Genomic DNA, 21784 nt, shown 5'->3' with positions numbered 1-21784 from the left:
CCAGGCGATGGGGAGATGCCGGTCGGGCGGCAACTGCCCGATGCCGGCCACCTCGCGGCCGTCGAGCAGGGCCCGCACGTAAGGGCCGAGCTGCTGGGGACCGGGGCGGAACTCCCAGCCGAACAGCGCCGCGTAGAACTCTTGGGTCGCCGCCATCCCGTGCACCATCAGACTCACCCAGCAGGGCGTGCCGGGCGCGTACCGGGCGTGTTCGCCGGGCCGGCCTTCCGACCCCCGTGCCTCGGTCATCGTCACTCTCTCCTCGGCCCCTCGCGGCGCCGCGTCGCTTCCGCTCTCCGGACCCCGTGCCGATGCTCGCACCACCGTCGGTGTCACGCGCTCGGGCGCGCCGCCGCATCTCGTCCGGTCACCGGAAAATGTTCCGATCCGCGGGTTCCGGGCCCGTTTCGGGGGATGGCACGCGGATGTCGATCGGTGCCACCCGGTCCTGCACTGCGCGTGCCCGATCCCGCACGGCGCGTGAACGGGCCTGCTTGGCGGAGCAGAGTAGCCGGACACGGGCGCCGCGGCCACCCCGTACGCCAGGATGGTCGCCATGAACGCCATCATCTCCGCGTCCGCACTCGCCGACGCACTGGCGGGGCCGAACCCGCCCGTACTGCTCGATGTCCGCTGGCAGCTCAGTCTGGCCAAGGCGGCGGGCGAGCCGCCCTTCGACGGCCGCGCGGCGTACGCGGCCGGTCACCTCCCCGGCGCCGTCTTCGTCGACCTGGACCGGGAGTTGGCCGGGACGCCGGGGGAGCGCGGCCGGCATCCGCTGCCCGGCCTCGCGGAGTTCGGCGCCGCGATGCGCCGCGCGGGCGTGTCGTCCGGGACCCCGGTCGTCGTCTACGACGGGGGGCAGGGCTGGGCCGCGGCCCGCGCCTGGTGGATGCTGCGCTGGACGGGGCACCCGGACGTGCGGGTCCTGGACGGCGGGTTGCCGTCCTGGGAGGGGCCGTTGTCCCAGGAGGAGCCGACGCCCCGGGAAGGCGACTTCGAGCCGGTCGCGGGGGCGGGGCTGCTGGACGCCGACGGCGCGGCCGCGCTGGCCCGTTCCGGCGTGTTGTTCGACGCGCGCGCGGCGGAGCGGTACCGCGGTGACGTGGAGCCGATCGACCGGGTCGGCGGCCACATCCCGGGCGCGATCTCCGCGCCGACCACCGAGAACGTGACCTCCGACGGCCGTTTCCTCCCCGCCGAGGAACTGCGCGCCCGCTTCAAGGCCCTGGGCGTTTCCGAGGACACGGAGGTCGGCGTGTACTGCGGCTCGGGCGTCTCCGGCGCCCACGAGGTGCTGGCCCTGGCGGTGGCGGGCATCCCGGCGGCCCTCTACGTGGGCTCCTGGTCGGAGTGGTCGTCGGACCCGGAGCGTCCGGTGGCCGTCGGAGCGGATCCGCAGTAGCGGAGGCGCGCGGGACGGGCGTACCGAGGCCCGAGGGGCGCACAGGCGCACTCAGCGCCGCCGGCCCGCCCGGGCCCGCCCCGCCACGGCCCAAGTCGCCCCGCGCGCACCGGAGTGCGCGCGGCGCGCTCGGGGCGGGGGAGCGGCGGGGCGGGCGGCGTACGGCTTGCCGCGGGACGGGTGGGCCGAGGCGGGCTGACGGCGGTGGCCCGGGGCGTTCGCCTCCCCGCCGCATCCCAGCGCCCCGCGCGGGCCCGGCGAACGGTTTTCCCCGGCGGATCCCCCGTGCACCGCGGGTGCCGACCAGGACACGCTGCTCGCCCCGCAAGGCGCACGAGGTCGAGGCCCGCACCGTTCACGGCGCCGGGCCTCGACCTCCTACGGCCGGCTACTCCTGCTTCTTGCGGCGCGTGCCGAAGACGATCTCGTCCCAGCTGGGGACGGCCGCCCGGCGGCCCGGGCGGACTCCGTCGGCTTCGGCCTGGCGGTCGGTGGCGCCGATGAGGCGGTCGCGGTGACTGCCCACGGAACGGGGCATGAGGACGTCGGCGTAGGCGGAACCGGCCGAGGCGGCGGGCGCCGGCGGCTCCTCCACCGCGGGCTCGTCGTCGTCGGGCTCCTCCGTGGCCTCGGCGGGCCGCTCCGGCACCACCAGGTCCCCGCGGAAGCTCGGCACGGCCTCCAGCAGGCTGGTCAGCGAGTCCCGCTCGCTCGACGCCGTGGCCGTGGTCTCCTCCACGGGCTCGGGCGCCGGTGCGGGCAGGCCCGGCCGCTCCCGGTCGCGCTCCCGGTCGAGGGATCCGGCCAGCGCGCGGTCGCGCGGCAGCCGGGCGATCCGCGGCACGAACGGGAAGCTGGGTTCGGGTGCCCCGAGGTCGTCGGACTCGCCGATCAGCGAGCGCGCCTCGTCGTCGACGGCCTGGACGAGCCGCCGGGGCGGGTCGTACGTCCAGCTCGCCGAGTGCGGCTCGCCCGCGACGCGGTAGACCAGCAGCACTTCCCAGGTGCCGTCGTCGCGGCGCCAGGAGTCCCACTGGACGGTGTCCTTCTCGGCGCCGCGCAGCAACAGCCGCTCCTGAACGGCCTCACCGAGCAGAGGGCCGGAGTTCTCGCCTGGGCGGCGGACCGGAGTCTTGCGAGCCCGCTCGGCCATGAAGGCGCGCTCGGCCAGCACGGGACCCTCGAAGCGGCGTACGCGATCGACGGGGATACCGGCCATCTGGGCGACCTCTTCCGCGGTCGCACCCGCGCGTATACGCGCCTGGATGTCGCGGGGGCGGAGATGGCTCTCCACCTCGATCTCGATCTGGCCGAGGCGGGGACGGTCGCCGCGCACGGCGGCGCGGAGCCGTTCGTCGATCGGAAGCGTGTACTCCGTGCTGTCCGCAGCCTTCAGCACCAGCCGTGTGCCGTCATTGGAGACGGCCACGACACGCAGTTCGGGCATGGGGACCTCCCGGGTGGTGCCTGCCGACGTCACGTGCGTCGCTGCTTCCGCTAGTCGAGTGTGGCCTGCCCGGGTGCAGCCTGCCACAACCTTGCCGAGTTGCCCGGCGTGTCGGGCGTGGGCCCTGGATCGCCGTTATGGCACGGTAACCTATTCGCAACGCTAAGTGACAAACTCCGTCACCCTGTGCAACAAGCCCCCTCCCGGCGGTCCTTGACGGCCCCGGACACCCTGGCGGGAGACCGGACCCAGGGCTCGCAACAGTACTCCATTAGGACCACGTGCGTGGATTGGCGCGCCGCCCAACTTCTCGCGGCGTGCGGGTCTTGACCGTGCGTGGTCGATTTCCGTGATCAAGAACGTGGCGTACTTCACGGAATGGTCAGAATCGGAATGAGTGGTTTCGGTCGTACGTCCCCTTCTCGTACAGCGAGTCGATCTGGTGCGGGAAAGGCAGGCAAGGTCCGGGAATGCGTGAAAGGCCCGATGTCGTCCGGCAGTCGACCTCCGAGACGTCCGGGGAGGAGGGGAAGCGGAAGCGGATCGACCTCAGCGTCCCCCAGGTCGCGGGCAGCGCGGTGGCCGCGGTCCTGGCCGCCGGACTCGCCTCCTCCTTCGGGGTGTACGGCACGATTCCGGGCGCAGGCGCAGGCGCGGGCGCGAGCGTGGTGAGCGTCATCGCCACCTGCGGCGGTTCGCTGTTCCAGCACTTCTTCGGCGGGGAGACGGGCACCGGGCCCCCGCCTCCGCCGGCTCCGTCGGCTACGCCCCCAGAACCCGGCGCAAGTAGTCGTTCTGGAAGCGCCGCTCCGGATCCAGCCGATCCCGCAGCGCCGTGAACTCGCCGAAGCGCGGGTAGGCACCGGCCAGGTACTCCGCGTCGCGCGTGTGCACCTTGCCCCAGTGCGGGCGCCCCCCGTGCGCCGTGAAGATGCGTTCGGCGGCGGTGAAGTACCGCTGGTAGGGCGTGCCGCGGAACATGTGGACGGCGATGTACGCGCTGTCCCGGCCGGACGCCGTGGACAGGGTGATGTCGTCGGCCGGGGCGGTGCGCACCTCGACCGGGAAGCTGATCCGCAGCGGCGAGCGGTCGACCATCGCCTTCAGTTCGCGCAGGGTGTCGACGGCGGCCTCGCGCGGGACGGCGTACTCCATCTCCACGAAACGCACCCGGCGCGGAGACGTGAAGACCTTGTAAGGGATGTCGGTGTAGCTTCGCGCGGACAGCGCCTTGCTGGAGACCCGGGCGATCGCCGGGATGGTGGCGGGCACCGCGCGGCCGACCCAATTGGCCGCGTGGAAGACGCCGTTGGACAGGAACTCGTCCTCGAACCAGCCCTTGAGCGGGCTCACCGGCCGCTCCGGCCCGGCGCTGCGGTTGTTGCGCTTGGTGGTGGTGCTGCCGGTGTGCGGGAACCAGTAGAACTCGAAGTGCTCGTTCTCCGCCCACAGCTCGTCGAATTCGGTCAGCACCCGGTCCAGCGGCATCGGCTCCTCGCGCGCGTGCAGCAGGAACACGGGCTCCACGGCGAAGGTGATCGCGGTGACGATGCCCAGCGCGCCCAGGCCGATCCGGGCCGCCGCGAAGATCTCCGGGTTCTCCTTCGCGGAGCAGGTGAGCACCGAGCCGTCGGCGGTGACCATCTCCAGTGCGGTGATCTGGGCGGCGATCGAGCCGGAGTCGCGGCCGGTGCCGTGGGTGCCGGTGCTGGTGGCCCCGGCGACGGTCTGCTCCATGATGTCGCCCATGTTGGTCAGCGACAGACCCTCGCGGGCCAGGGCCAGGTTGAGCCGCTTGAGCGGGGTGCCGGCCAGGACCGTGACGGTGCCCGCGTCCCGGTCGATGTCGCGGATGCCGGTCAGCAGCTGCGGGCGTATCAGCACTCCGCTGGTGGCGGCTATGGACGTGAAGGAGTGCCCCGTACCGACGGCCTTCACCGGCAGGCCGTCCTCCGCGGCCCGGAGCACCGCCGCGGCCAGCTCCTCCACGGTCGCCGGAGTGACCTCCCGCGCGGGGCGCGCGGCGACGTTGCCGCCCCAGTTACGCCACGTGCCGTTCTTCCCGCTCGCTGTGCTGCTCAACGGTGCCTCCCCGACCCGGAGCCGGCCGCTTGAGCCGGCGGTAACCGAGGAAACCGACCGCGACCGCGACGGCTCCGGACACCGCCGGGACCCCGTACCCGGCGCGCGCGCCGGCCGCGTCGATCACCCAGCCGGCCGCCGAGGAGCCGAGGGCGACCCCCACCGCGAGACCGGTGCTCACCCAGGTCATGCCCTCGGTCAACTGCGCGCGTGGTACGTGCTCTTCGATGAGGGACATCGTCGTGATCATCGTGGGAGCGATGGAGAGACCCGCGACGAAGAGCGCCACGGCCAGAAACGGCAGGTTTCCGACCAGTAGGAGGGGGATCATACTCACGGCCATCGCACACACACCCAGCAGCCAGCGAGGTTCGGGCGCGCCCTTGAAGTGCAGCAGCCCGAACACGGCTCCCGCCGCGCAGGAGCCCGCCGCGTACAGCGCGAGGACGAGACTGGCCGCGCCCTTGTGCCCCTGCTCGTCGGCGAAGGCCACGGTGACCACGTCGACCGCGCCGAAGATCGCGCCGGTCGCCACGAACGTGGTCACGAGGACCTGGAGCCCGGGGGAGCGCAGCGCGCTGCGGCCGCGGCCGTGCTCCGCGCGGGGGTGCGGCGCGGGCTCAGTCGCGCGCTGCGCGGTCAGCCAGAAGACGCCGAACGCCAGGAAGCAGCCCGCCAGCAGCGGCCCGGCCTCGGGGAACCAGGTCGTGGACAGGCCGATGGAGATGATCGGCCCGAAGATGAAGCAGATCTCGTCCACCACGGACTCGAACGAGTAGGCGGTGTGCAGCTGCGGGGTGCCCCGGTAGACGGCCGCCCAGCGGGCCCGGATCATCGCACCGACGCTCGGCACGCAGCCGATGCCGGCACAGGCCACGAACAGCACCCAGTCAGGCCACTCGTAGTGCGCGGCGAACAGCAGCAGCGCGCCCGCGGCCAGGGACACCAGCGTCGCGGGACGCAGCACCCGCCGCTGGCCGTACTGGTCCACCAGCCGGGACACCTGCGGGCCGGCCACCGCCGCCGCCAGCGCGATGGTCGCCGACAGCGCGCCCGCGAGCCCGTAGCGCCCGGTGAGCTGGGAGATCATCGTGACGACGCCGATGCCCATCATCGACAAGGGCATCCGGCCGAGGAAACCGGCGGCGGAGAACGCCTTGGAGCCGGGGGCGGCGAACAGGGCGCGGTAGGGGCTGGGCACGGGGCTCTCCGGCGGCTCGGTCAGGCGGGCGGGGTGGACGCGGTCGCGCGACGGCATGCGGCGCCATGCAGTGACACGCGGTGACATGCGGCACGAACGCGCCCGTAAGGCGTGAAGATGGTCGATACAGCTTACGAGTTAGGTCACCCTAACGCACCCCGTGGGACAAGCCCCGGACGCGTCCGGCCCCCGCCATTGCCGCGCTGTCAGTGCCGGGTGGCAGGATCGACCTCATGCCAGACGCGCTCGATGCCACCCCCTACGACGCCCTGCTCCTGCTCTCCTTCGGCGGCCCCGAAGGGCCGGACGACGTGGTCCCGTTCCTGGAGAACGTGACGCGTGGGCGCGGCATCCCCAAGGAACGCCTCAAGGAAGTCGGCCGGCACTACTTCCTGTTCGGCGGGGTCAGCCCGATCAACGACCAGAACCGTGCCCTGCTGGAGGCCCTGCGCCAGGACTTCGCCGACCACGGCCTGGACCTGCCGGTCTACTGGGGCAACCGCAACTGGGCGCCGTACCTCACGGACACCCTGCGCGAGATGGTCCGCGACGGCCGTCGCCGCATCCTGGTCCTGGCCACCAGCGCCTACGCCTCCTATTCCGGCTGCCGCCAGTACCGCGAGAACCTCGCCGACTCCCTCGCCGCCCTGGAGGCCGAGGGCCTGGAACTGCCGAAGATCGACAAGCTGCGGCACTACTTCAACCACCCGGGCTTCGTCGAGCCCGTGATCGACGGCGTCCTGGAATCGCTCGCGGACCTCCCCGAGGAGCTCCGCGACGGCGCCCACATCGCCTTCACCACCCACTCCATCCCGACCTCCGCGGCCGACACCTCCGGCCCGGCCGAGGAGCACGGCGACGGCGGCGCCTACGTCCGGCAGCACCTGGACGTGGCCCGGCTGATCGCCGACGCCGTCCGCGAGCGCACCGGCGTCGACCACCCCTGGCAGCTCGTCTACCAGTCCCGCTCCGGCGCCCCGCACATCCCGTGGCTGGAGCCGGACATCTGTGACCACCTGGAGGAGCGGCACGCCGCCGGGGTCCCGGCCGTCGTCATGGCCCCCATCGGCTTCGTCTCCGACCACATGGAGGTCCTGTACGACCTCGACACCGAGGCCAAGGCCAGGGCCGAGGAGCTGGGCCTGCCGGTGCGCCGCTCGGCCACCGTCGGCGCCGACCCCCGGTTCGCCGCCGCGATCCGCGACCTGATCCTGGAGCGCTCCGCCGTCGAACGCGGGCAGGAAGCCACGCCCTGCGCCCTCGGCGCGCTCGGCGCGAGCCACAACCTCTGCCCGGTCGGCTGCTGCCCGGCCCGCGCCCCCCGCCCCGCCGCCGCGGGCGCCGACAGCCCCTACGCGTGAGGAGCGACGTGACCGACCCCCTGCACACGGACCTGCTCGCCCTCGCCCAGGAGGCCGCCCGCCGCGCCGGCGAGCTGCTGCGCGACGGCCGCCCGGCGGACCTCGGCGTCGCCGCGACCAAGTCGAGCCCCATCGACGTGGTCACCGAGATGGACATCGCCGCCGAGAAGCTGATCACCGGCTTCCTCGCCGAGCGCCGCCCCGACGACGGCTTCCTCGGCGAGGAGGGCGCCGCCACCGAGGGCAGCAGCGGCATCCGCTGGGTGATCGACCCGCTCGACGGCACCGTGAACTACCTCTACGGGCTGCCCACCTGGGCCGTCTCCATCGCGGCCGAGCAGGACGGCGAGACCGTCGTGGGCGTGGTCGCGGCCCCCCTGCGCGGCGAGACCTACAGCGCCGTCCGCGGGCGCGGCGCCCGCGCCACCGGCGCCCGGGACGGCGAGCGCGAACTGCGCTGCCGCCCCGCGCCGCCGCTGGACCAGGCGCTGATCTCCACCGGCTTCAACTACGTCACCGAGGTCCGCGCCCGCCAGGCCGACATCGTCCAGCGGCTGATCCCTCGGCTGCGGGACATCCGGCGCAGCGGCTCGGCCGCGGTCGACCTGTGCGACGTCGCCGCGGGCCGCCTCGACGGCTACTACGAGCGCGGGCTGCACCCCTGGGACCTCGCCGCGGGCGACCTGATCGCCCGGGAGGCGGGCGCGCTGACCGGTGGACGCCCCGGAGAGCGCCCGTCACGCGAACTGACGGTCGCGGGTGCCCCGGGCGTCTTCGAGCCCCTCCAGCGGCTCCTGGAGGACTTCGGCGCCTGGCACGACTGAGTCCGTCCGGCGCCGTCGACGACGAAGCGGGCCCCGGCGATGGATTCGCCGGGGCCCGCCTCGTACGTGTGGACCGGTCAGACGCGGTACGCGCCGACTTCCACGCCATGTTCGGCGGCGAGGCGGCGCAGGTCGTCCAGCTCGCCCTGCTCCACCTCGACGAGGAAGTCGTCGCCCTCGTCACGAGCCCGCGTCAGGTCGGACTCGGTCGCCCTTATGCGCTGCAGAAGTCCTGCGGTGAATGCGTCCATGCTGCGCCCCCTCGTCCTGGGTCGTGGGTCGATGGCACGGGGGTGTGCCGGTTCGGAAGGGGCGATCACGTCTCCCATGAGTGCCCAGCGCTGCCCTGCTGGGCGGCGACGGCGCCGGACACCCACGCCCACTCTGCGAAGCGGACCGCGGCGTACCGCATGGTGCTGCGGCACAAGCAGAGCGTGATCGCGGGGTGTAAACCGTCCTCCCCCCGCTCCCTTCCGCGGAAACCTCAACCGGAAGAGAAAATCTCGCATTCCCGGGCCCCCGGCGCGCAGGTACCGACCCGCCGCGGGCCGTTTCCCGGAGCTTCGCCCAGCCGTCCCCCGAGCCACCCGAGCACCTCCCGCCTCCGGCGTTCCCGAACCTCCGTCGGGAGCCCTGGGCCTGAGGCCCCCGGGTCCACCCGGCTTACCGCCGACTTATGGCCGAAAAGGGCAGGATGGAGGTCAACACACCCACCCCACCCCGCCCGCGTGCGCCCCTGGGCCGCGCGGGTGGACACAGGAAGGACAAGCGACGTGCGCGTACTCGTCGTCGAGGACGAGCAGCTGCTCGCCGATGCGGTGGCCACCGGACTGCGCCGGGAGGCCATGGCCGTCGACGTCGTGTACGACGGTGCGGCAGCCCTGGAACGCATCGGCGTCAACGACTACGACGTGGTCGTCCTCGACCGCGACCTCCCGCTCGTCCACGGCGACGACGTCTGCCGCAGGATCGTCGAGCTGGGCATGCCCACACGCGTGCTGATGCTCACCGCCTCCGGCGATGTCAGCGACCGCGTCGAAGGCCTGGAGATCGGCGCGGACGACTACCTGCCCAAGCCCTTCGCGTTCAGTGAGCTGATCGCGCGCGTGCGCGCCCTCGGCCGGCGCACCAGCGTGCCGCTGCCGCCGGTCCTGGAGCGCGCCGGCATCAAGCTGGACCCCAACCGCCGCGAGGTCTTCCGCGAGGGCAAGGAGGTCCAGCTGGCACCCAAGGAGTTCGCCGTCCTGGAGGTGCTGATGCGCAGCGAGGGCGCCGTCGTCTCCGCCGAGCAGCTGCTGGAGAAGGCCTGGGACGAGAACACCGACCCGTTCACCAACGTGGTCCGCGTCACCGTCATGACCCTGCGCCGCAAGCTGGGCGAGCCCCCCGTCATCGTCACCGTCCCCGGCTCCGGCTACCGGATCTGAGCCGTGGCCACCACCCCCGCGCCCCCCGTGGCGCCACCCAAGCCCACCTGGGACCCGCGCAAGCCCGAGCCGCCCTTCCCCTGGCTGCGCCCCACCATCCGGATACGGCTCACGCTGCTGTACGGCGGCATGTTCCTCATCGCCGGCATCCTGCTGCTGTCGATCATCTACCTGCTGGCGGCCCAGGCGCTGAACGTCGGCAGCGACCTGCCCTTCCAGATCGTCCAGGGCAAGGTCACCAGCGAGATCTGCAACCTGCCGGACCAGGCCTCCCCGAGCACGTTCAACAGCGCGATGAACGAGTGCGTCAACGAGCAGCGCCAGAGCGCCCTGGACAACCTGCTCAGCCGCTCGCTGCTGGCCCTGCTCGGCCTCGCCGTGATCGCCTTCGCCTTCGGCTACGCCATGGCCGGACGGGTGCTGTCGCCGCTCGGCCGGATCACCCGCACCGCGCGCGCGGTGGCCGGCTCGGACCTGTCCCGCCGGATCGAGCTGGACGGCCCGGACGACGAGCTGAAGGAGCTGGCCGACACCTTCGACGACATGCTGGAGCGCCTCCAGCGGGCGTTCACCGCTCAGCAGCGCTTCGTCGGCAACGCCTCGCACGAGCTGCGCACCCCGCTGGCGATCAACCGCACGCTGCTGGAGGTGCATCTGTCCGACCCGAACGCGCCGGTGGAGCTCCAGCAGCTCGGCAAGACGCTCCTGGCCACCAACGAGCGCAGCGAGCAGCTGGTGGAGGGCCTGCTGCTGCTCGCCCGCAGCGACAACCAGATCGTCGAGCGCAAGCCGGTGGACCTGGCCGAGGTGGCCTCGCAGGCCATCGACCAGGTGCACGGCGAGGCCGAGGCCAAGGGCGTGCAGATCCGCGGCGAACGGGAGCCCGCGGTGGTCCAGGGCAACGGCGTCCTGCTGGAGCGGATCGCCCTGAACCTGGTCCAGAACGCGGTCCGGTACAACGTTCCCGAGGGCGGCTGGGTGGAGGTCACCACCGAGATCCAGCACGGGCAGGCGGTGCTGGTGGTCGCCAACACCGGTCCGGTGGTCCCGGCGTACGAGATCGACAACCTCTTCGAGCCGTTCCGGCGGCTGCGCACCGAGCGCACGGGCAGCGACAAGGGCGTCGGGCTCGGCCTGTCCATCGTGCGGTCGGTGGCCCGGGCGCACGGCGGTCACATCGCGGCCCGGCCGCGTGAGGGCGGGGGGCTCGTGATGCGGGTCACCCTGCCCCTCTGAGACCATGTGCGGACACACCCGGGGTTGTTCGCTTTGCGCGGAATTTTCTGGGCACCCGTACAGCCCTGCCGTGTGTGATCGATCACAAAGGCGATTTTCAGGCCATCCACTCTCCGTGATCATTCAAGCCGCCGGAAAGCCGGGAAAATGCGGGTTTTTTGGAGGCTTGATCACGGGAAGTACACGGTGAGACGCCTTTGAAGTGCGACATTCGGACCGTGTACGGTCCCGATCGCCGTCCAACCCGATCACTCATGAGGGGTCCGGTTGGGTGTCGATTGAGTAACAGACCTTGATGTGAGGCAAAATCTCCGCCTCGGGTCGGGCACAAGTCCGGCCTCTCACGCGTTACGTGCGCTGGAGACACCGCAGACACCCGGAGGGGGAGAGCGACATGGCAACCGATTACGACACTCCACGCAAGACCGATGACGACGTCGACTCGGACAGCCTTGAAGAGCTGAAGGCTCGTCGAAACGACAAGTCGGCGTCGTCCGTAGACGTCGACGAGTTCGAGGCCGCAGAGGGCCTGGAACTGCCCGGCGCGGACCTCTCGAACGAGGAACTGGCCGTCCGGGTGCTGCCCAAGCAGCAGGACGAGTTCACTTGCATGAGCTGCTTCCTGGTGCACCACCGCAGCCAGCTGGCCCGTGAGAAGAACGGCCAGCCGATCTGCCGCGACTGCGACTGAGGCGGGGTCGGCCGTGACTGGCTCGACCCCACCCTGGAAGCGCCGCTTCCCCCGCCGGGGAGCGGACACGGGGCCGTCCGACGACGGCCTCCACGGCGCGCGTGACGACGAGCGAGGCTCACCCGGCACGGGATCGGTCCCTGCTGGGTCGGCCTCGCTCGAAGCGGGCGGCGACCGGGAGGACCTCCCGGTGCCGGCGCGGAGCCACCCGCCCACCGCGAGCCGGCGTGTGGCCGCCTTCCGGGACCGGGCGCGGGAACTGGCGAAGGACGGTGCCCGCAAGGGCGGCGAGCGGGCCCGCGCGGGCCTCGGGCATCTCGCCGACCGGCTCATCGACATGGCGCCGCGCATCCCCGTACGGGACCTCCCGACGCTGCGCAGGCAGTTCCCGGGCCTCGGCCCCGAGGAACTGGCCGACAAGCTCGTGGCGGGCGCCTCGAAGGCCTCCGCGACCGTCGGCGCGGGCGTGGGCGCCGCCGCCATGCTGCCCGTGCCACCCGCCATGCCGGCCGAGCTGGCCGCCGAGATCACGGGCGTCGCGGCGATCGAACTGAAGCTCATCGCCGAACTGCACGAGGTGTACGGCGTACGGCCGCCCGGCAGCCTCAAGGACCGCAGCAGCGCCTATCTGAACTCGTGGACGGAGGAGCGCGGGATCGACCCCCGCAAGCCCGCCACGCTCAACGCCGCCTTCGGCGGGCCGATGAAGAAACAGCTCCGGCAGCAGATCATGAAGCGCATGGTCCGCAATCTGCCGAACCTGATGCCGTTCATGGTGGGGGCCGCGGTCGGCGCCGTCATGAACCGGCGCGACACCCGCAAGCTCGCCGCGCGGATCCGCGCCGACCTGCGCAGGACGCAGGTGCCGTGGGACGCGCTGACCGGCCTGCCGCCGCTGGAGCAGCCGGCCGAGCCGCTGCCGGTGGGGGACGACCCCGAGGAACTCGGTCCCGGGCCCGGGGAACCCGGCCGCTGAGGCCCGGCGGCGGTATCTGCCGTGCCGCTCAGGACGCCGCGGCCGTCCTGGCCGCCTCGATGGCCGCCGCCAGCCGCTCCGGCTCCCGCGTAGACAGGTACAGGTACGGCGTCGGGTCCTCGGGGTCCGTGACCTCCACCCGCAGCGCCGTCGGGATGTACGCCCGCAGCAGCAGGAAGGCGCGGGTGTCGGCCTTGTGGGTCCGCCAGGCCCGGGCCTCCTCCGGATCCAGGACGTGGGCCTCGCCCAGCGCCGTCACCGGGATCTTCGCCTCGCCCGCGATCAGCGAGCCGTTGACCACGCGGATGCGCAGCGAGCCGTACGAGCTGGCCGCCACCGCCGCGACCGCCGTGCCGCCGACCAGGCCGCCGAGCATCGGCAGGGTGCCGAACGGCAGCAGGATCAGGGCCATCGAGAGCCCCACCAGGAAGCTGATCAGCCACCAGGAGCGGGGGGCGGTGAGGCGTTCGTCGTACGAGGTGGCGGAGAGCTGCATGAAACCAAGCTTGGCACGGTGTCCGCGGGGCGCCGACGCGCGGGTAAGGTCTGCGCCTGTGAGTGGTACATCCGCAAGCCTTCAGCCTCCCGCCGACGCCGCGAAGCCGGTGCGGCACCCCGACGCGCCCGCGCCCGGTGAACTCCTCGGCGCGCACTACGGCCAGTGCTTCGGCTGCGGCGGCGAGCAGCCGCACGGCCTGCACCTGGCGGCGCGGGCCGGTGAGGGCGTGTCGATCACCGCCGAGTTCACGGTCCGCCCCGAGCACCAGGGCGCCCCCGGTCTCGCGCACGGCGGCATCCTCGCCACAGCGCTGGACGAGACGCTGGGCTCGCTGAACTGGCTGCTGCGCACCATCGCCGTCACCGGACGGCTGGAGACCGACTTCGTGCGGCCCGTGCCGGTGGGCACCACGCTCCACCTGGAGGCCGAGGTGACCGCGGTGGCCGGCCGGAAGATCTACTCGACCGCCACCGGACGTGTCGGCGGCCCCGGCGGGCCGGTCGCCGTGCGGGCCGACGCCCTCTTCATCGAGGTCAAGGTCGAGCACTTCGTCCACCACGGCCGGGAGGAAGAGATCCAGGCCGCCATGAACGACCCGGACCAGATCCGGCGGGCCCGCGCCTTCGAGGTGAACCCGTGAGCCGCGAGCCGCTGAACGTCCTGATCCGCCGTGTCGACCCCGACGTACCGCTGCCGGCGTACGCGCACCCCGGGGACGCGGGGGCGGATCTGCGTACCACCGAGCCGTGCGAGCTGGCGCCCGGCGAACGGGCCGTTCTGCCCACGGGGGTGTCGATCGCGCTCCCCGAGGGGTACGCGGCCTTCGTGCACCCCCGTTCCGGGCTGGCCGCCCGGTGCGGTGTCGCCCTCGTGAATGCCCCGGGGACGGTTGATGCCGGGTACCGTGGGGAGATCAAGGTGATCGTGGTGAATCTCGACCCGCGCGAGACCGTGCGGTTCGAGCGCTTCGACCGGATTGCCCAACTGGTCGTCCAGCAGGTCGAGAAGGTCCGCTTCCAGGAGGTGGCGGAGCTTCCCGACTCCGCGCGGGCCGAGGGGGGCTTCGGTTCCACCGGAGGCCATGCCGCGGTGGACGGCGGGGACGGCACAAGCGGTCAGGCCGCCGTGGGCGGCACGACGGGTGGGTATCGATACGCTTCGGTCGTATCCGACCGGGAAGGACAGTGACGTGTTCGGACGTCGCAAGAAGAAGGGTGCCGCCGAGGACGCGGCCGGCGAGGCCGAGCAGGTCGTCGACAGCGTCGACACCAAGTCGGACGAGGGCGAGCGGGAGCGGGTGCGGCTGGAGCCGGGGCCCCGGCCCGACGGTCCCTGGGACAGCAGTGAGGTCCGTGACCCGGCCGAGGGCCGGGTCGACCTGGGCGGTCTGTTCGTGCCGGGCGTCGACGGCATGGAGCTGCGGGTCGAGGTCGCGGGCGACGCGATCGTCGCGGCGACCGTCGTGCTGCGCGACAGCGCCATCCAGCTCCAGGCCTTCGCGGCTCCCAAGCGGGAGGGCATCTGGGGCGAGGTGCGCGAGGAGATCGGCGCCGGCATCACCCAGCAGGGCGGCATCGTCGACGAGGTTGAGGGCCCGCTGGGCTGGGAGCTGCGCGCCCAGGTGCCGGTGCAGCTGCCGGACGGCACCGGCGGCTTCCAGGTCGTGCGGTTCGTCGGGGTGGACGGCCCCCGCTGGTTCCTGCGCGGGGTGATCTCGGGTCAGGGCGCGGTGCAGCCGCAGGCCGCCGGGCTGCTGGAGCAGATCTTCCGGGACACGGTCGTGGTCCGCGGCGAGGGCCCGATGGCGCCCCGCGACCCGATCGTCCTGCAGCTGCCGAACGACGCGCAGATGGTCCCCGAGGGCGTCCAGCAGGACGACCAGAGCGGCTCCCGCTTCTCCGGGGGCATGGGGCAGCTCCAGCGCGGACCGGAGATCACCGAGGTCCGCTGACGGCACGTGAGAGCGCGAAGGGCCGCATCCCAGCCGGGGTGCGGTCCTTGTCGTGAGTGCCCCTCCGCGAGGGGGGCGGGGGCAGGGACTACGACGGTGCCGGTGCGCCCCGGTACGCTGCAAGCATGAGTGCTGTTCCTCGTTCCGAAAAGCCGGTGGGCCGGTTCCGGCGCATGCTCGACCGGCTCTCCTCTTCGCAGGAGGACCTGGAGTCCGAGGAGCTGCGAGAGGACGCCGTCACCGCCGGCTGCACCCGCATCGGCGACTGTCATGACCGGCAGATCGTCACCGTAACTGGTACCTTGCGCACGGTCACCCTGCGTCCGCGCGCGGGCGTCCCGGCCCTGGAGGCCGAACTGTTCGACGGCTCCGCCGCGCTGGACGTGGTGTGGCTCGGCAGGCGCTCCATCACGGGCATAGAACCGGGGCGCAAACTGATCGCGTCGGGCCGGGTCTCGATGAGCCGGGGCCGGCGGGTGCTGTTCAATCCCAAGTACGAACTGAGACCCCTCGGACGGGAGTAGCCGGTGACGTCGCTCGACAAGCCGACCGAAGACACCCCACAGGACTCGAGGGCGGTGACGGAAGCCGCGCTCTTCGAGGCGTTCGGCGGTGTCCGCGGCATGATCGAGACGGTGCTGCCGGGACTGCTCTTCGTCACGATCTACACCGTCAACAAGGACCTGCACCTGTCGGCGATCGCCGCGCTGGGCGTGTCCCTGCTGCTGGTCGTGGTGCGCCTGGTCATGCGGGACACCGTCAAGCACGCGTTCAGCGGCGTCTTCGGCGTGGCCTTCGGCGTCGTCTTCGCGATGATGACCGGCAACGCCAAGGACTTCTACCTGCCCGGCATGCTCTACACGCTGGGCCTCGCGCTGGCGTACATCATCACGGCGATGGCCGGTGTGCCGCTGATCGGGCTGATCCTCGGGCCGGTCTTCAAGGAGAACCTCTCCTGGCGCACCCGCAACCCGGGGCGGAAGAAGGCGTACACCAAGGCCAGCTGGGCCTGGGGGCTGATCCTGCTCGCCAAGTGCGCGATCCTCTTCCCGCTGTACTGGTGGGCCGACACCACGCAGCTCGGCTGGGTGCTCGTGGCGCTGAAGATCCCGCCCTTCCTGCTGGCGGTCTGGCTGACCTGGGTCTTCCTGGCGAAGGCGCCGCCGCCGATCGACGTCTTCGCCGAGATGGAGGCGGAGGAGGCTGCCGCCAAGGAGCGGGAGGCCGCGCAGCGGTCGGCCGACTAGCGGTCGGCCGAGCGGGCACGCGACGGCGGCCGAGCAGGCGCGCGGCGCCGAGAAGGACGCACGACGAGAAAGGGGCGCCCGGAGATCTCCGGGCGCCCCTCCGTGCCACCGGGACGTGTCAGCCCGTCGCGTCCTCGCGGCGCACCGACAGCAGGTCCTCCAGCTGCTCCTCGCGGGCCTGCGCGGCCACGAACAGCAGCTCGTCCCCCGCCTCCAGGGAGTCGTCCCGGGTGGGCGTGAGGACGCGGGTGCCGCGGATGATGGTGACCAGGGAGGTGTCCTCCGGCCACTCCACGTCGCCGACCTGGGTGCCGGCCAGGGCCGACTCCTCCGGCAGGGTCAGCTCGACGAGGTTCGCGTCACCATGGCTGAAGCGCAGGAGCCGGACCAGGTCGCCGACGCTGACGGCCTCCTCGACGAGGGCGGACATCAGGCGCGGCGTGGAGACGGCGACGTCCACGCCCCAGGCCTCGTTGAACAGCCACTCGTTCTTGGGGTTGTTGACGCGGGCGACGACGCGCGGGACGCCGTACTCCGTCTTCGCCAGCAGGGAGACGACGAGGTTCACCTTGTCGTCGCCCGTGGCGGCGATGACGACGTTGCAGCGCTGGAGCGCCGCCTCGTCCAGGGACGTGATCTCGCAGGCGTCGGCGAGCAGCCACTCCGCCTGCGGCACGCGCTCGACCGAGATCGCGGTCGGTGCCTTGTCGATGAGCAGAATCTCGTGGCCGTTCTCCAGCAGCTCGCCCGCGATCGAGCGGCCCACCGCGCCGGCACCGGCAATGGCGACCCTCATCAGTGACCGCCCTCCGTCTCGGGACCCTGGGCGAACGCCGCCTCGACCTTCTCGACCTCGTCCGCGCGCATCATCACATGCACCAGGTCACCCTCCTGCAACACCGTCTGGGAGGTGGGCAGGATCGCCTCGCCGAGGCGGGTCAGGAAGGCCACCCGGACGCCGGTCTCCTCCTGCAGCTTGCTGATCTTGTGTCCGACCCAGGCGTCCCCGGCGTGCACCTCGGCCAGCTGGACCCCGCCGGTGGGGTCGCGCCACAGCGGCTCGGAGCCGGAGGGCAGCAGCCGGCGCAGCATCTGGTCCGCGGTCCAGCGGACCGTGGCCACCGTGGGGATGCCCAGGCGCTGGTAGACCTCGGCGCGGCGGGGGTCGTAGATACGGGCCGCGACGTTCTCCACACCGAACATCTCGCGGGCCACCCGCGCGGCGATGATGTTGGAGTTGTCGCCACTGGAGACAGCGGCGAACGCGCCGGCCTCCTCGATGCCCGCCTCGCGCAGGGTGTCCTGGTCGAAGCCGACGCCGGTGACCCGGCGGCCGCCGAACGAGGAGCCCAGTCGTCGGAAGGCGGTGGGGTCCTGGTCGATCACGGCGACCGTGTGCCCCTGTTGCTCCAGGGTCTGCGCGAGAGCGGAACCCACTCTGCCGCAGCCCATGATGACGATGTGCACGACCGTCCTTCCGATGTCAAGAGTTGTTGACCTGGCTTGAAACAGGGTCTCAGACCGCCGACCAAGCTACACACGCGCGGTCCGCGGACGGGACCCCTGTGCACGGTTCGGGTGCCGGGTCAGCGACGGCTGATGCTCCAGACGCTCACGGCGGTGAGGATTCCGAGGCCGACGAGTGTGGCGGTGGCGCCGATCAGCTCCGCGGTGCTGGGCATGGGTCCTCCGGAGACGACGGGACGGGCAGGGGAGGCGCCGGGGCCACGGCGTGTGACGACAGGCGTTTTGTCATATAGGCATGGCCCGCGCCCCGCTCGTGGCACGCGGGGCGCGCCCGCGGCCGATTTCACTCGGGGGGCAGATGAGGGTGGCGGGTGGGCGGCCTCCTGTTCGAAGGCTTACGATCCTCTGTTGTGTCCAAACTGACCGACGTGCCCAAACGCATCCTGATCGGGCGCGCTCTGCGCAGCGACCGGCTGGGCGAAACGCTCCTGCCCAAGCGCATCGCACTCCCCGTCTTCGCCTCCGACCCGCTGTCCTCCGTGGCGTACGCGCCGGGGGAGGTGCTGCTGGTCCTGTCCATCGCGGGCGTGTCGGCCTACCACTTCAGCCCCTGGATCGCCCTCGCGGTCGTCGTCCTGATGTTCACGGTCGTCGCCTCCTACCGGCAGAACGTGCACGCGTACCCCAGCGGCGGCGGCGACTACGAGGTGGCGACCACCAACCTCGGCCCCAAGGCCGGACTCACCGTCGCCAGCGCCCTGCTCGTCGACTACGTCCTCACCGTCGCCGTCTCCATCTCCTCCGGCATCGAGAACCTCGGCTCCGCGGTCCCCTTCGTCGTCGAGCACAAGGTGTTCTGCGCGATGGCCGTGATCGTGCTGCTGACGCTGATGAACCTGCGCGGTGTGAAGGAGTCCGGCTCGCTCTTCGCGATTCCGACGTACGTCTTCGTCGCGGGCGTCTTCGTCATGATCGCCTGGGGCGCGTTCCGCGGGCTGGTGCTGGACGACACCATGCGGGCGCCCACCGCCGATTACGAGATCAAGCCGGAGCACCAGGGACTGGCCGGTTTCGCCCTGGTCTTCCTGCTGCTGCGCGCCTTCTCCTCCGGCTGTGCCGCGCTCACCGGAGTGGAGGCGATCTCCAACGGCGTCCCCGCCTTCCGCAAGCCCAAGTCGAAGAACGCGGCGACCACGCTGCTGCTGATGGGCGCCCTCGCCGTCACCATGTTCTGCGGGATCATCGTTCTCGCCATGGTCTCCAAGGTCCGGATGGCCGAATACCCGGCCAAGGACCTGCTGGACAACGGTGTCCCGGTAGGCCCGGACTACGTCCAGCACCCGGTGATCTCCCAGGTCGCCGAGGCCGTCTTCGGTCCGGGCAGCTTCCTGTTCATCGTGCTGGCCGCGGCCACCGCCCTCGTGCTGTTCCTGGCCGCCAACACCGCCTACAACGGCTTCCCCGTCCTCGGCTCGATCCTCGCCCAGGACCGTTATCTGCCCCGCCAGCTGCACACCCGCGGCGACCGGCTCGCCTTCTCCAACGGCATCGTGCTGCTGGCCGGCGCGGCCGTGCTGCTGGTGTGGATCTACGAGGCCGACTCCACGCGCCTGATCCAGCTCTACATCGTCGGCGTGTTCGTCTCCTTCACGCTCAGCCAGACCGGCATGGTCCGCCACTGGAACCGCCACCTGGCCACCGAGAAGGACCCCGCCAAGCGGCGCCGCATGGTCCGCTCCCGCGCGATCAACGCCTTCGGCGCCTTCTTCACCTTCACGGTCCTGGTCGTCGTCCTCGTCACCAAGTTCAGCCACGGCGCCTGGGTCGCGCTGCTCGGCATGGTGATCTTCTACGTGACGATGACCGCGATCCGCCGCCACTACGACCACGTCTCCAAGGAGCTCGCCGCCCCCGACGGCCCCACCGACGACAGCGTCCGCCCCTCCCGCGTCCACTCGGTGGTCCTGGTCTCCAAGATCCACCGTCCCGCGCTCCGCGCTCTGGCCTACGCCAAGCTGCTGCGCTCGGACACCCTGGAGGCGCTGAGCGTCAACGTCGATCCGGCCGAGACCAAGGCGCTGCGCGAGGAGTGGGAGCGGCGCGGGATCGACGTACCGCTGAAGGTGCTGGACTCGCCGTACCGCGAGATCACCCGGCCGGTCATCGAGTACGTGAAGAGCCTGCGCCGGGAGTCGCCGCGCGACGCGGTGTCCGTGATCATCCCCGAGTATGTCGTCGGCCACTGGTACGAGCATCTGCTGCACAACCAGAGCGCGCTGCGGCTCAAGGGCCGGCTGCTGTTCACGCCGGGCGTGATGGTGACGTCGGTGCCGTACCAGCTCGCCTCCTCCGAGGTGGCGAAGAAGCGCGCCCGCAAGCGGTCGGAGTGGAACGCGCCGGGCTCGGTGCGCCGGGGTCCCGCCGCGGAGCGGGCGAAGGAGACCGGCTCCCGGGACTGAACGGAACCGGCGGGGGCGGGGACGACGTAGACTGGTGGGCTGTTGTCCGGCCATGGACAGACCGCCCCCGGCGGCCGTCCCGTTTCCCGATCTGGAGTCACCCCGCCATGCAGGCAGAACCGAAGAACACGCAGGCGGGGTCCCTGGTCGGCGAGGAGTACGAGGTCGAGATCGGGCCCGTCGCGCACGGCGGCCACTGCATCGCCCGCACCGACGCCGGCCAGGTCCTCTTCGTCCGGCACGCGCTGCCCGGCGAGCGGGTGGTGGCCCGGGTGACCGAGGGCGAGGAGGGGGCCCGGTTCCTGCGCGCGGACGCGGTGGAGATCCTGGAGGCCTCCAAGGACCGCATCGAAGCCCCCTGCCCCTTCGCCGGCCCCGGCCGCTGCGGCGGCTGCGACTGGCAGCACGCCAAGCCGGGCGCCCAGCGGCGGATGAAGGGCGAGGTCGTCGCCGAGCAGCTGAAGCGGCTCGCGGGCCTCACCCCCGAGGAGGCCGGCTGGGACGGCACGGTGATGCCGGCCGAGGGCGACAAGGTGCCCGCCGGCCAGGTGCCGCAGTGGCGCACGAGGGTGCAGTACGCCGTCGACGCCGAAGGCCACGCCGGACTGCGCAAGCACCGTTCGCACGAGGTGCAGCGCATCGACCACTGCATGATCGCCGCTGCCGGAGTCAGCGAGCTGGGCATCGAGAAGCGCGACTGGGCCGGCATGGAGTCGGTCGAGGCGATCGCGGCGGCCGGCTCCCAGGACCGCCAGGTGATCCTGACGCCGAGGCCGGGCGCGCGCCTGCCGATCGTGGAACTCGACCGCCCGGTCTCCGTCATGCGGGTCGACGAGAAGGACGGCGGCGTCCACCGCGTCCACGGCCGCCCCTTCGTCCGCGAGCGCGCGGACGACCGCACCTACCGGGTCGGCAGCGGCGGTTTCTGGCAGGTCCACCCGAAGGCCGCCGACACCCTGGTCACGGCCGTCATGCAGGGCCTGCTGCCCCGAAAGGGCGAGATGGCGCTGGACCTCTACTGCGGTGTCGGCCTCTTCGCGGGCGCGCTGGCCGACCGGCTCGGCGAGCAGGGCGCGGTCCTCGGCATCGAGTCCGGCAAGCGCGCCGTCGAGGACGCCCGGCACAACCTGGCCGACTTCCCCCGTGTCCGCATCGAACAGGGCAAGGTCGAGTCCGTTCTCCCGCGCACCGGCATCACCGAGGCCGACCTCATCGTCCTCGACCCGCCCCGCGCGGGCGCCGGCCGCAAGACGGTCGCCCACCTCGCGTCCCTGGGCGCCCGCCGCATCGCGTACGTCGCTTGCGACCCGGCGGCACTGGCGCGGGACATCGGGTACTTCCGGGACGGGGGGTATCGGGTGCGGATGCTGCGGGTTTTCGATCTGTTTCCGATGACGCATCACGTGGAGTGCGTGGCGATTTTGGAGCCCGCAGCAAAGGCGCTGTGACCTGCGGTTTCCCTGGGTTGCTCGGGAAGGGCCGGGTGCGCTCGACCTGTTTCCCGAAGTGCA

General features: G+C 71.9%; 21 protein-coding genes and 1 pseudogene. 14 read left to right on the top strand and 8 right to left on the bottom strand.

Going from position 1 to position 21784, the window contains the following annotated elements:
* Positions 1–249 (bottom strand): annotated as a pseudogene (locus tag VE614_RS26840) (VOC family protein); the annotation flags it as partial.
* Between the two features lie 307 nt (positions 250–556).
* Between VE614_RS26840 and VE614_RS26835 the strand changes: the two are divergent.
* On the top strand, positions 557–1405 hold the full coding sequence (locus tag VE614_RS26835) for a sulfurtransferase (RefSeq protein WP_324942429.1): 849 nt from the start codon (positions 557–559) through the stop codon (positions 1403–1405).
* 388 nt (positions 1406–1793) lie between these two features.
* Here the strand turns inward: VE614_RS26835 and sepH are convergent, their stop codons facing one another.
* The 3 genes from sepH to VE614_RS26815 all read right to left on the bottom strand — a co-directional run bounded on the left by sepH (position 1794) and on the right by VE614_RS26815 (position 6135).
* Entirely contained in the window at positions 1794–2852 is a 1059-nt protein-coding gene (sepH, locus tag VE614_RS26830) for a septation protein SepH (RefSeq protein WP_324942426.1), read from the bottom strand.
* 762 nt (positions 2853–3614) lie between these two features.
* The gene (locus tag VE614_RS26820) at positions 3615–4934 is read right to left on the bottom strand and encodes a D-arabinono-1,4-lactone oxidase (RefSeq protein WP_324942423.1); all 1320 of its coding nucleotides are present in this window, start codon (positions 4932–4934) and stop codon (positions 3615–3617) included.
* Positions 4894–6135, bottom strand: a complete 1242-nt coding sequence (locus VE614_RS26815; protein WP_324942440.1) for an MFS transporter — start codon at positions 6133–6135, stop codon at positions 4894–4896. Before VE614_RS26815 ends, VE614_RS26820 begins: the two co-directional genes overlap by 41 nt.
* A gap of 233 nt (positions 6136–6368) precedes the next feature.
* On the opposite strand from VE614_RS26815, the gene VE614_RS26810 reads away from it, so the two are divergent.
* Positions 6369–7496, top strand: a complete 1128-nt coding sequence (locus VE614_RS26810) for a ferrochelatase (protein ID WP_324942420.1) — start codon at positions 6369–6371, stop codon at positions 7494–7496.
* A gap of 8 nt (positions 7497–7504) precedes the next feature.
* The gene (locus VE614_RS26805) at positions 7505–8320 is read left to right on the top strand and encodes an inositol monophosphatase family protein (protein WP_324942417.1); all 816 of its coding nucleotides are present in this window, start codon (positions 7505–7507) and stop codon (positions 8318–8320) included.
* Positions 8321–8397: 77 nt separating this feature from the next.
* Here VE614_RS26805 and VE614_RS26800 read toward each other — a convergent pair whose 3' ends face one another.
* The gene (locus VE614_RS26800) at positions 8398–8571 is read right to left on the bottom strand and encodes a hypothetical protein (RefSeq protein WP_167551858.1); all 174 of its coding nucleotides are present in this window, start codon (positions 8569–8571) and stop codon (positions 8398–8400) included.
* A gap of 522 nt (positions 8572–9093) precedes the next feature.
* Between VE614_RS26800 and VE614_RS26795 the strand changes: the two genes are divergently transcribed.
* The 4 genes from VE614_RS26795 (at position 9094) to VE614_RS26780 (ending at position 12650) form a co-directional block, all read left to right on the top strand.
* A complete protein-coding gene (locus VE614_RS26795; protein WP_266726523.1) occupies positions 9094–9747 on the top strand; it encodes a response regulator transcription factor in 654 nt (217 codons plus the stop codon).
* A gap of 3 nt (positions 9748–9750) precedes the next feature.
* Positions 9751–10983 carry a HAMP domain-containing sensor histidine kinase gene (locus VE614_RS26790; protein WP_324942409.1) on the top strand — a complete coding sequence of 411 codons (1233 nt, stop codon included), beginning with the start codon at positions 9751–9753 and terminating at the stop codon, positions 10981–10983.
* Positions 10984–11377: 394 nt separating this feature from the next.
* On the top strand, positions 11378–11674 hold the full coding sequence (locus tag VE614_RS26785) for a DUF4193 domain-containing protein (RefSeq protein ID WP_043504706.1): 297 nt from the start codon (positions 11378–11380) through the stop codon (positions 11672–11674).
* Between the two features lie 13 nt (positions 11675–11687).
* Positions 11688–12650, top strand: a complete 963-nt coding sequence (locus VE614_RS26780; protein ID WP_324942404.1) for a hypothetical protein — start codon at positions 11688–11690, stop codon at positions 12648–12650.
* A 28-nt stretch (positions 12651–12678) separates the two neighbouring features.
* Here VE614_RS26780 and VE614_RS26775 read toward each other — a convergent pair whose 3' ends face one another.
* On the bottom strand, positions 12679–13146 hold the full coding sequence (locus VE614_RS26775; RefSeq protein ID WP_324942401.1) for a DUF3093 domain-containing protein: 468 nt from the start codon (positions 13144–13146) through the stop codon (positions 12679–12681).
* A gap of 58 nt (positions 13147–13204) precedes the next feature.
* Between VE614_RS26775 and VE614_RS26770 the strand changes: the two genes are divergently transcribed.
* The 5 genes from VE614_RS26770 to VE614_RS26750 all read left to right on the top strand — a co-directional run bounded on the left by VE614_RS26770 (position 13205) and on the right by VE614_RS26750 (position 16347).
* Entirely contained in the window at positions 13205–13789 is a 585-nt protein-coding gene (locus VE614_RS26770; RefSeq protein ID WP_324942398.1) for a PaaI family thioesterase, read from the top strand.
* On the top strand, positions 13786–14337 hold the full coding sequence (dut, locus tag VE614_RS26765; RefSeq protein ID WP_324942395.1) for a dUTP diphosphatase: 552 nt from the start codon (positions 13786–13788) through the stop codon (positions 14335–14337). Before VE614_RS26770 ends, dut begins: the two co-directional genes overlap by 4 nt.
* 1 nt (position 14338) lies before the next feature.
* On the top strand, positions 14339–15100 hold the full coding sequence (locus VE614_RS26760) for a DUF3710 domain-containing protein (protein WP_324942392.1): 762 nt from the start codon (positions 14339–14341) through the stop codon (positions 15098–15100).
* Positions 15101–15225: 125 nt separating this feature from the next.
* Complete coding sequence (locus VE614_RS26755) at positions 15226–15624, top strand: OB-fold nucleic acid binding domain-containing protein (protein ID WP_086168389.1); 399 nt, start codon at positions 15226–15228, stop codon at positions 15622–15624.
* Between the two features lie 3 nt (positions 15625–15627).
* Positions 15628–16347 carry a DUF3159 domain-containing protein gene (locus tag VE614_RS26750; protein ID WP_324942387.1) on the top strand — a complete coding sequence of 240 codons (720 nt, stop codon included), beginning with the start codon at positions 15628–15630 and terminating at the stop codon, positions 16345–16347.
* Between the two features lie 118 nt (positions 16348–16465).
* Here VE614_RS26750 and VE614_RS26745 read toward each other — a convergent pair whose 3' ends face one another.
* Positions 16466–17143 (bottom strand): TrkA family potassium uptake protein, encoded by a 678-nt coding sequence (locus VE614_RS26745; RefSeq protein WP_324942384.1) that lies wholly within the window; start codon positions 17141–17143, stop codon positions 16466–16468.
* Entirely contained in the window at positions 17143–17814 is a 672-nt protein-coding gene (locus tag VE614_RS26740; protein WP_324942382.1) for a TrkA family potassium uptake protein, read from the bottom strand. Before VE614_RS26740 ends, VE614_RS26745 begins: the two co-directional genes overlap by 1 nt.
* Before the next feature lie 410 nt (positions 17815–18224).
* Here VE614_RS26740 and VE614_RS26735 point away from each other — a divergent pair, with 410 nt between their 5' ends.
* Together VE614_RS26735 and VE614_RS26730 are read left to right on the top strand one after the other, a co-directional pair.
* Positions 18225–20273 (top strand): APC family permease, encoded by a 2049-nt coding sequence (locus VE614_RS26735; protein ID WP_324942379.1) that lies wholly within the window; start codon positions 18225–18227, stop codon positions 20271–20273.
* A gap of 107 nt (positions 20274–20380) precedes the next feature.
* Positions 20381–21721, top strand: coding sequence for a class I SAM-dependent RNA methyltransferase (locus tag VE614_RS26730; RefSeq protein WP_324942376.1), 1341 nt, complete (start codon positions 20381–20383; stop codon positions 21719–21721).
* Positions 21722–21784: the final 63 nt, after the last annotated feature.

Source organism: Streptomyces sp., from assembly GCF_035645055.1.
In the GTDB taxonomy this organism is placed as follows: domain Bacteria; phylum Actinomycetota; class Actinomycetes; order Streptomycetales; family Streptomycetaceae; genus Streptomyces.
Note: the sequence above shows the minus strand (reverse complement) of the source record. Positions and strands in the feature narration are given on the sequence as shown.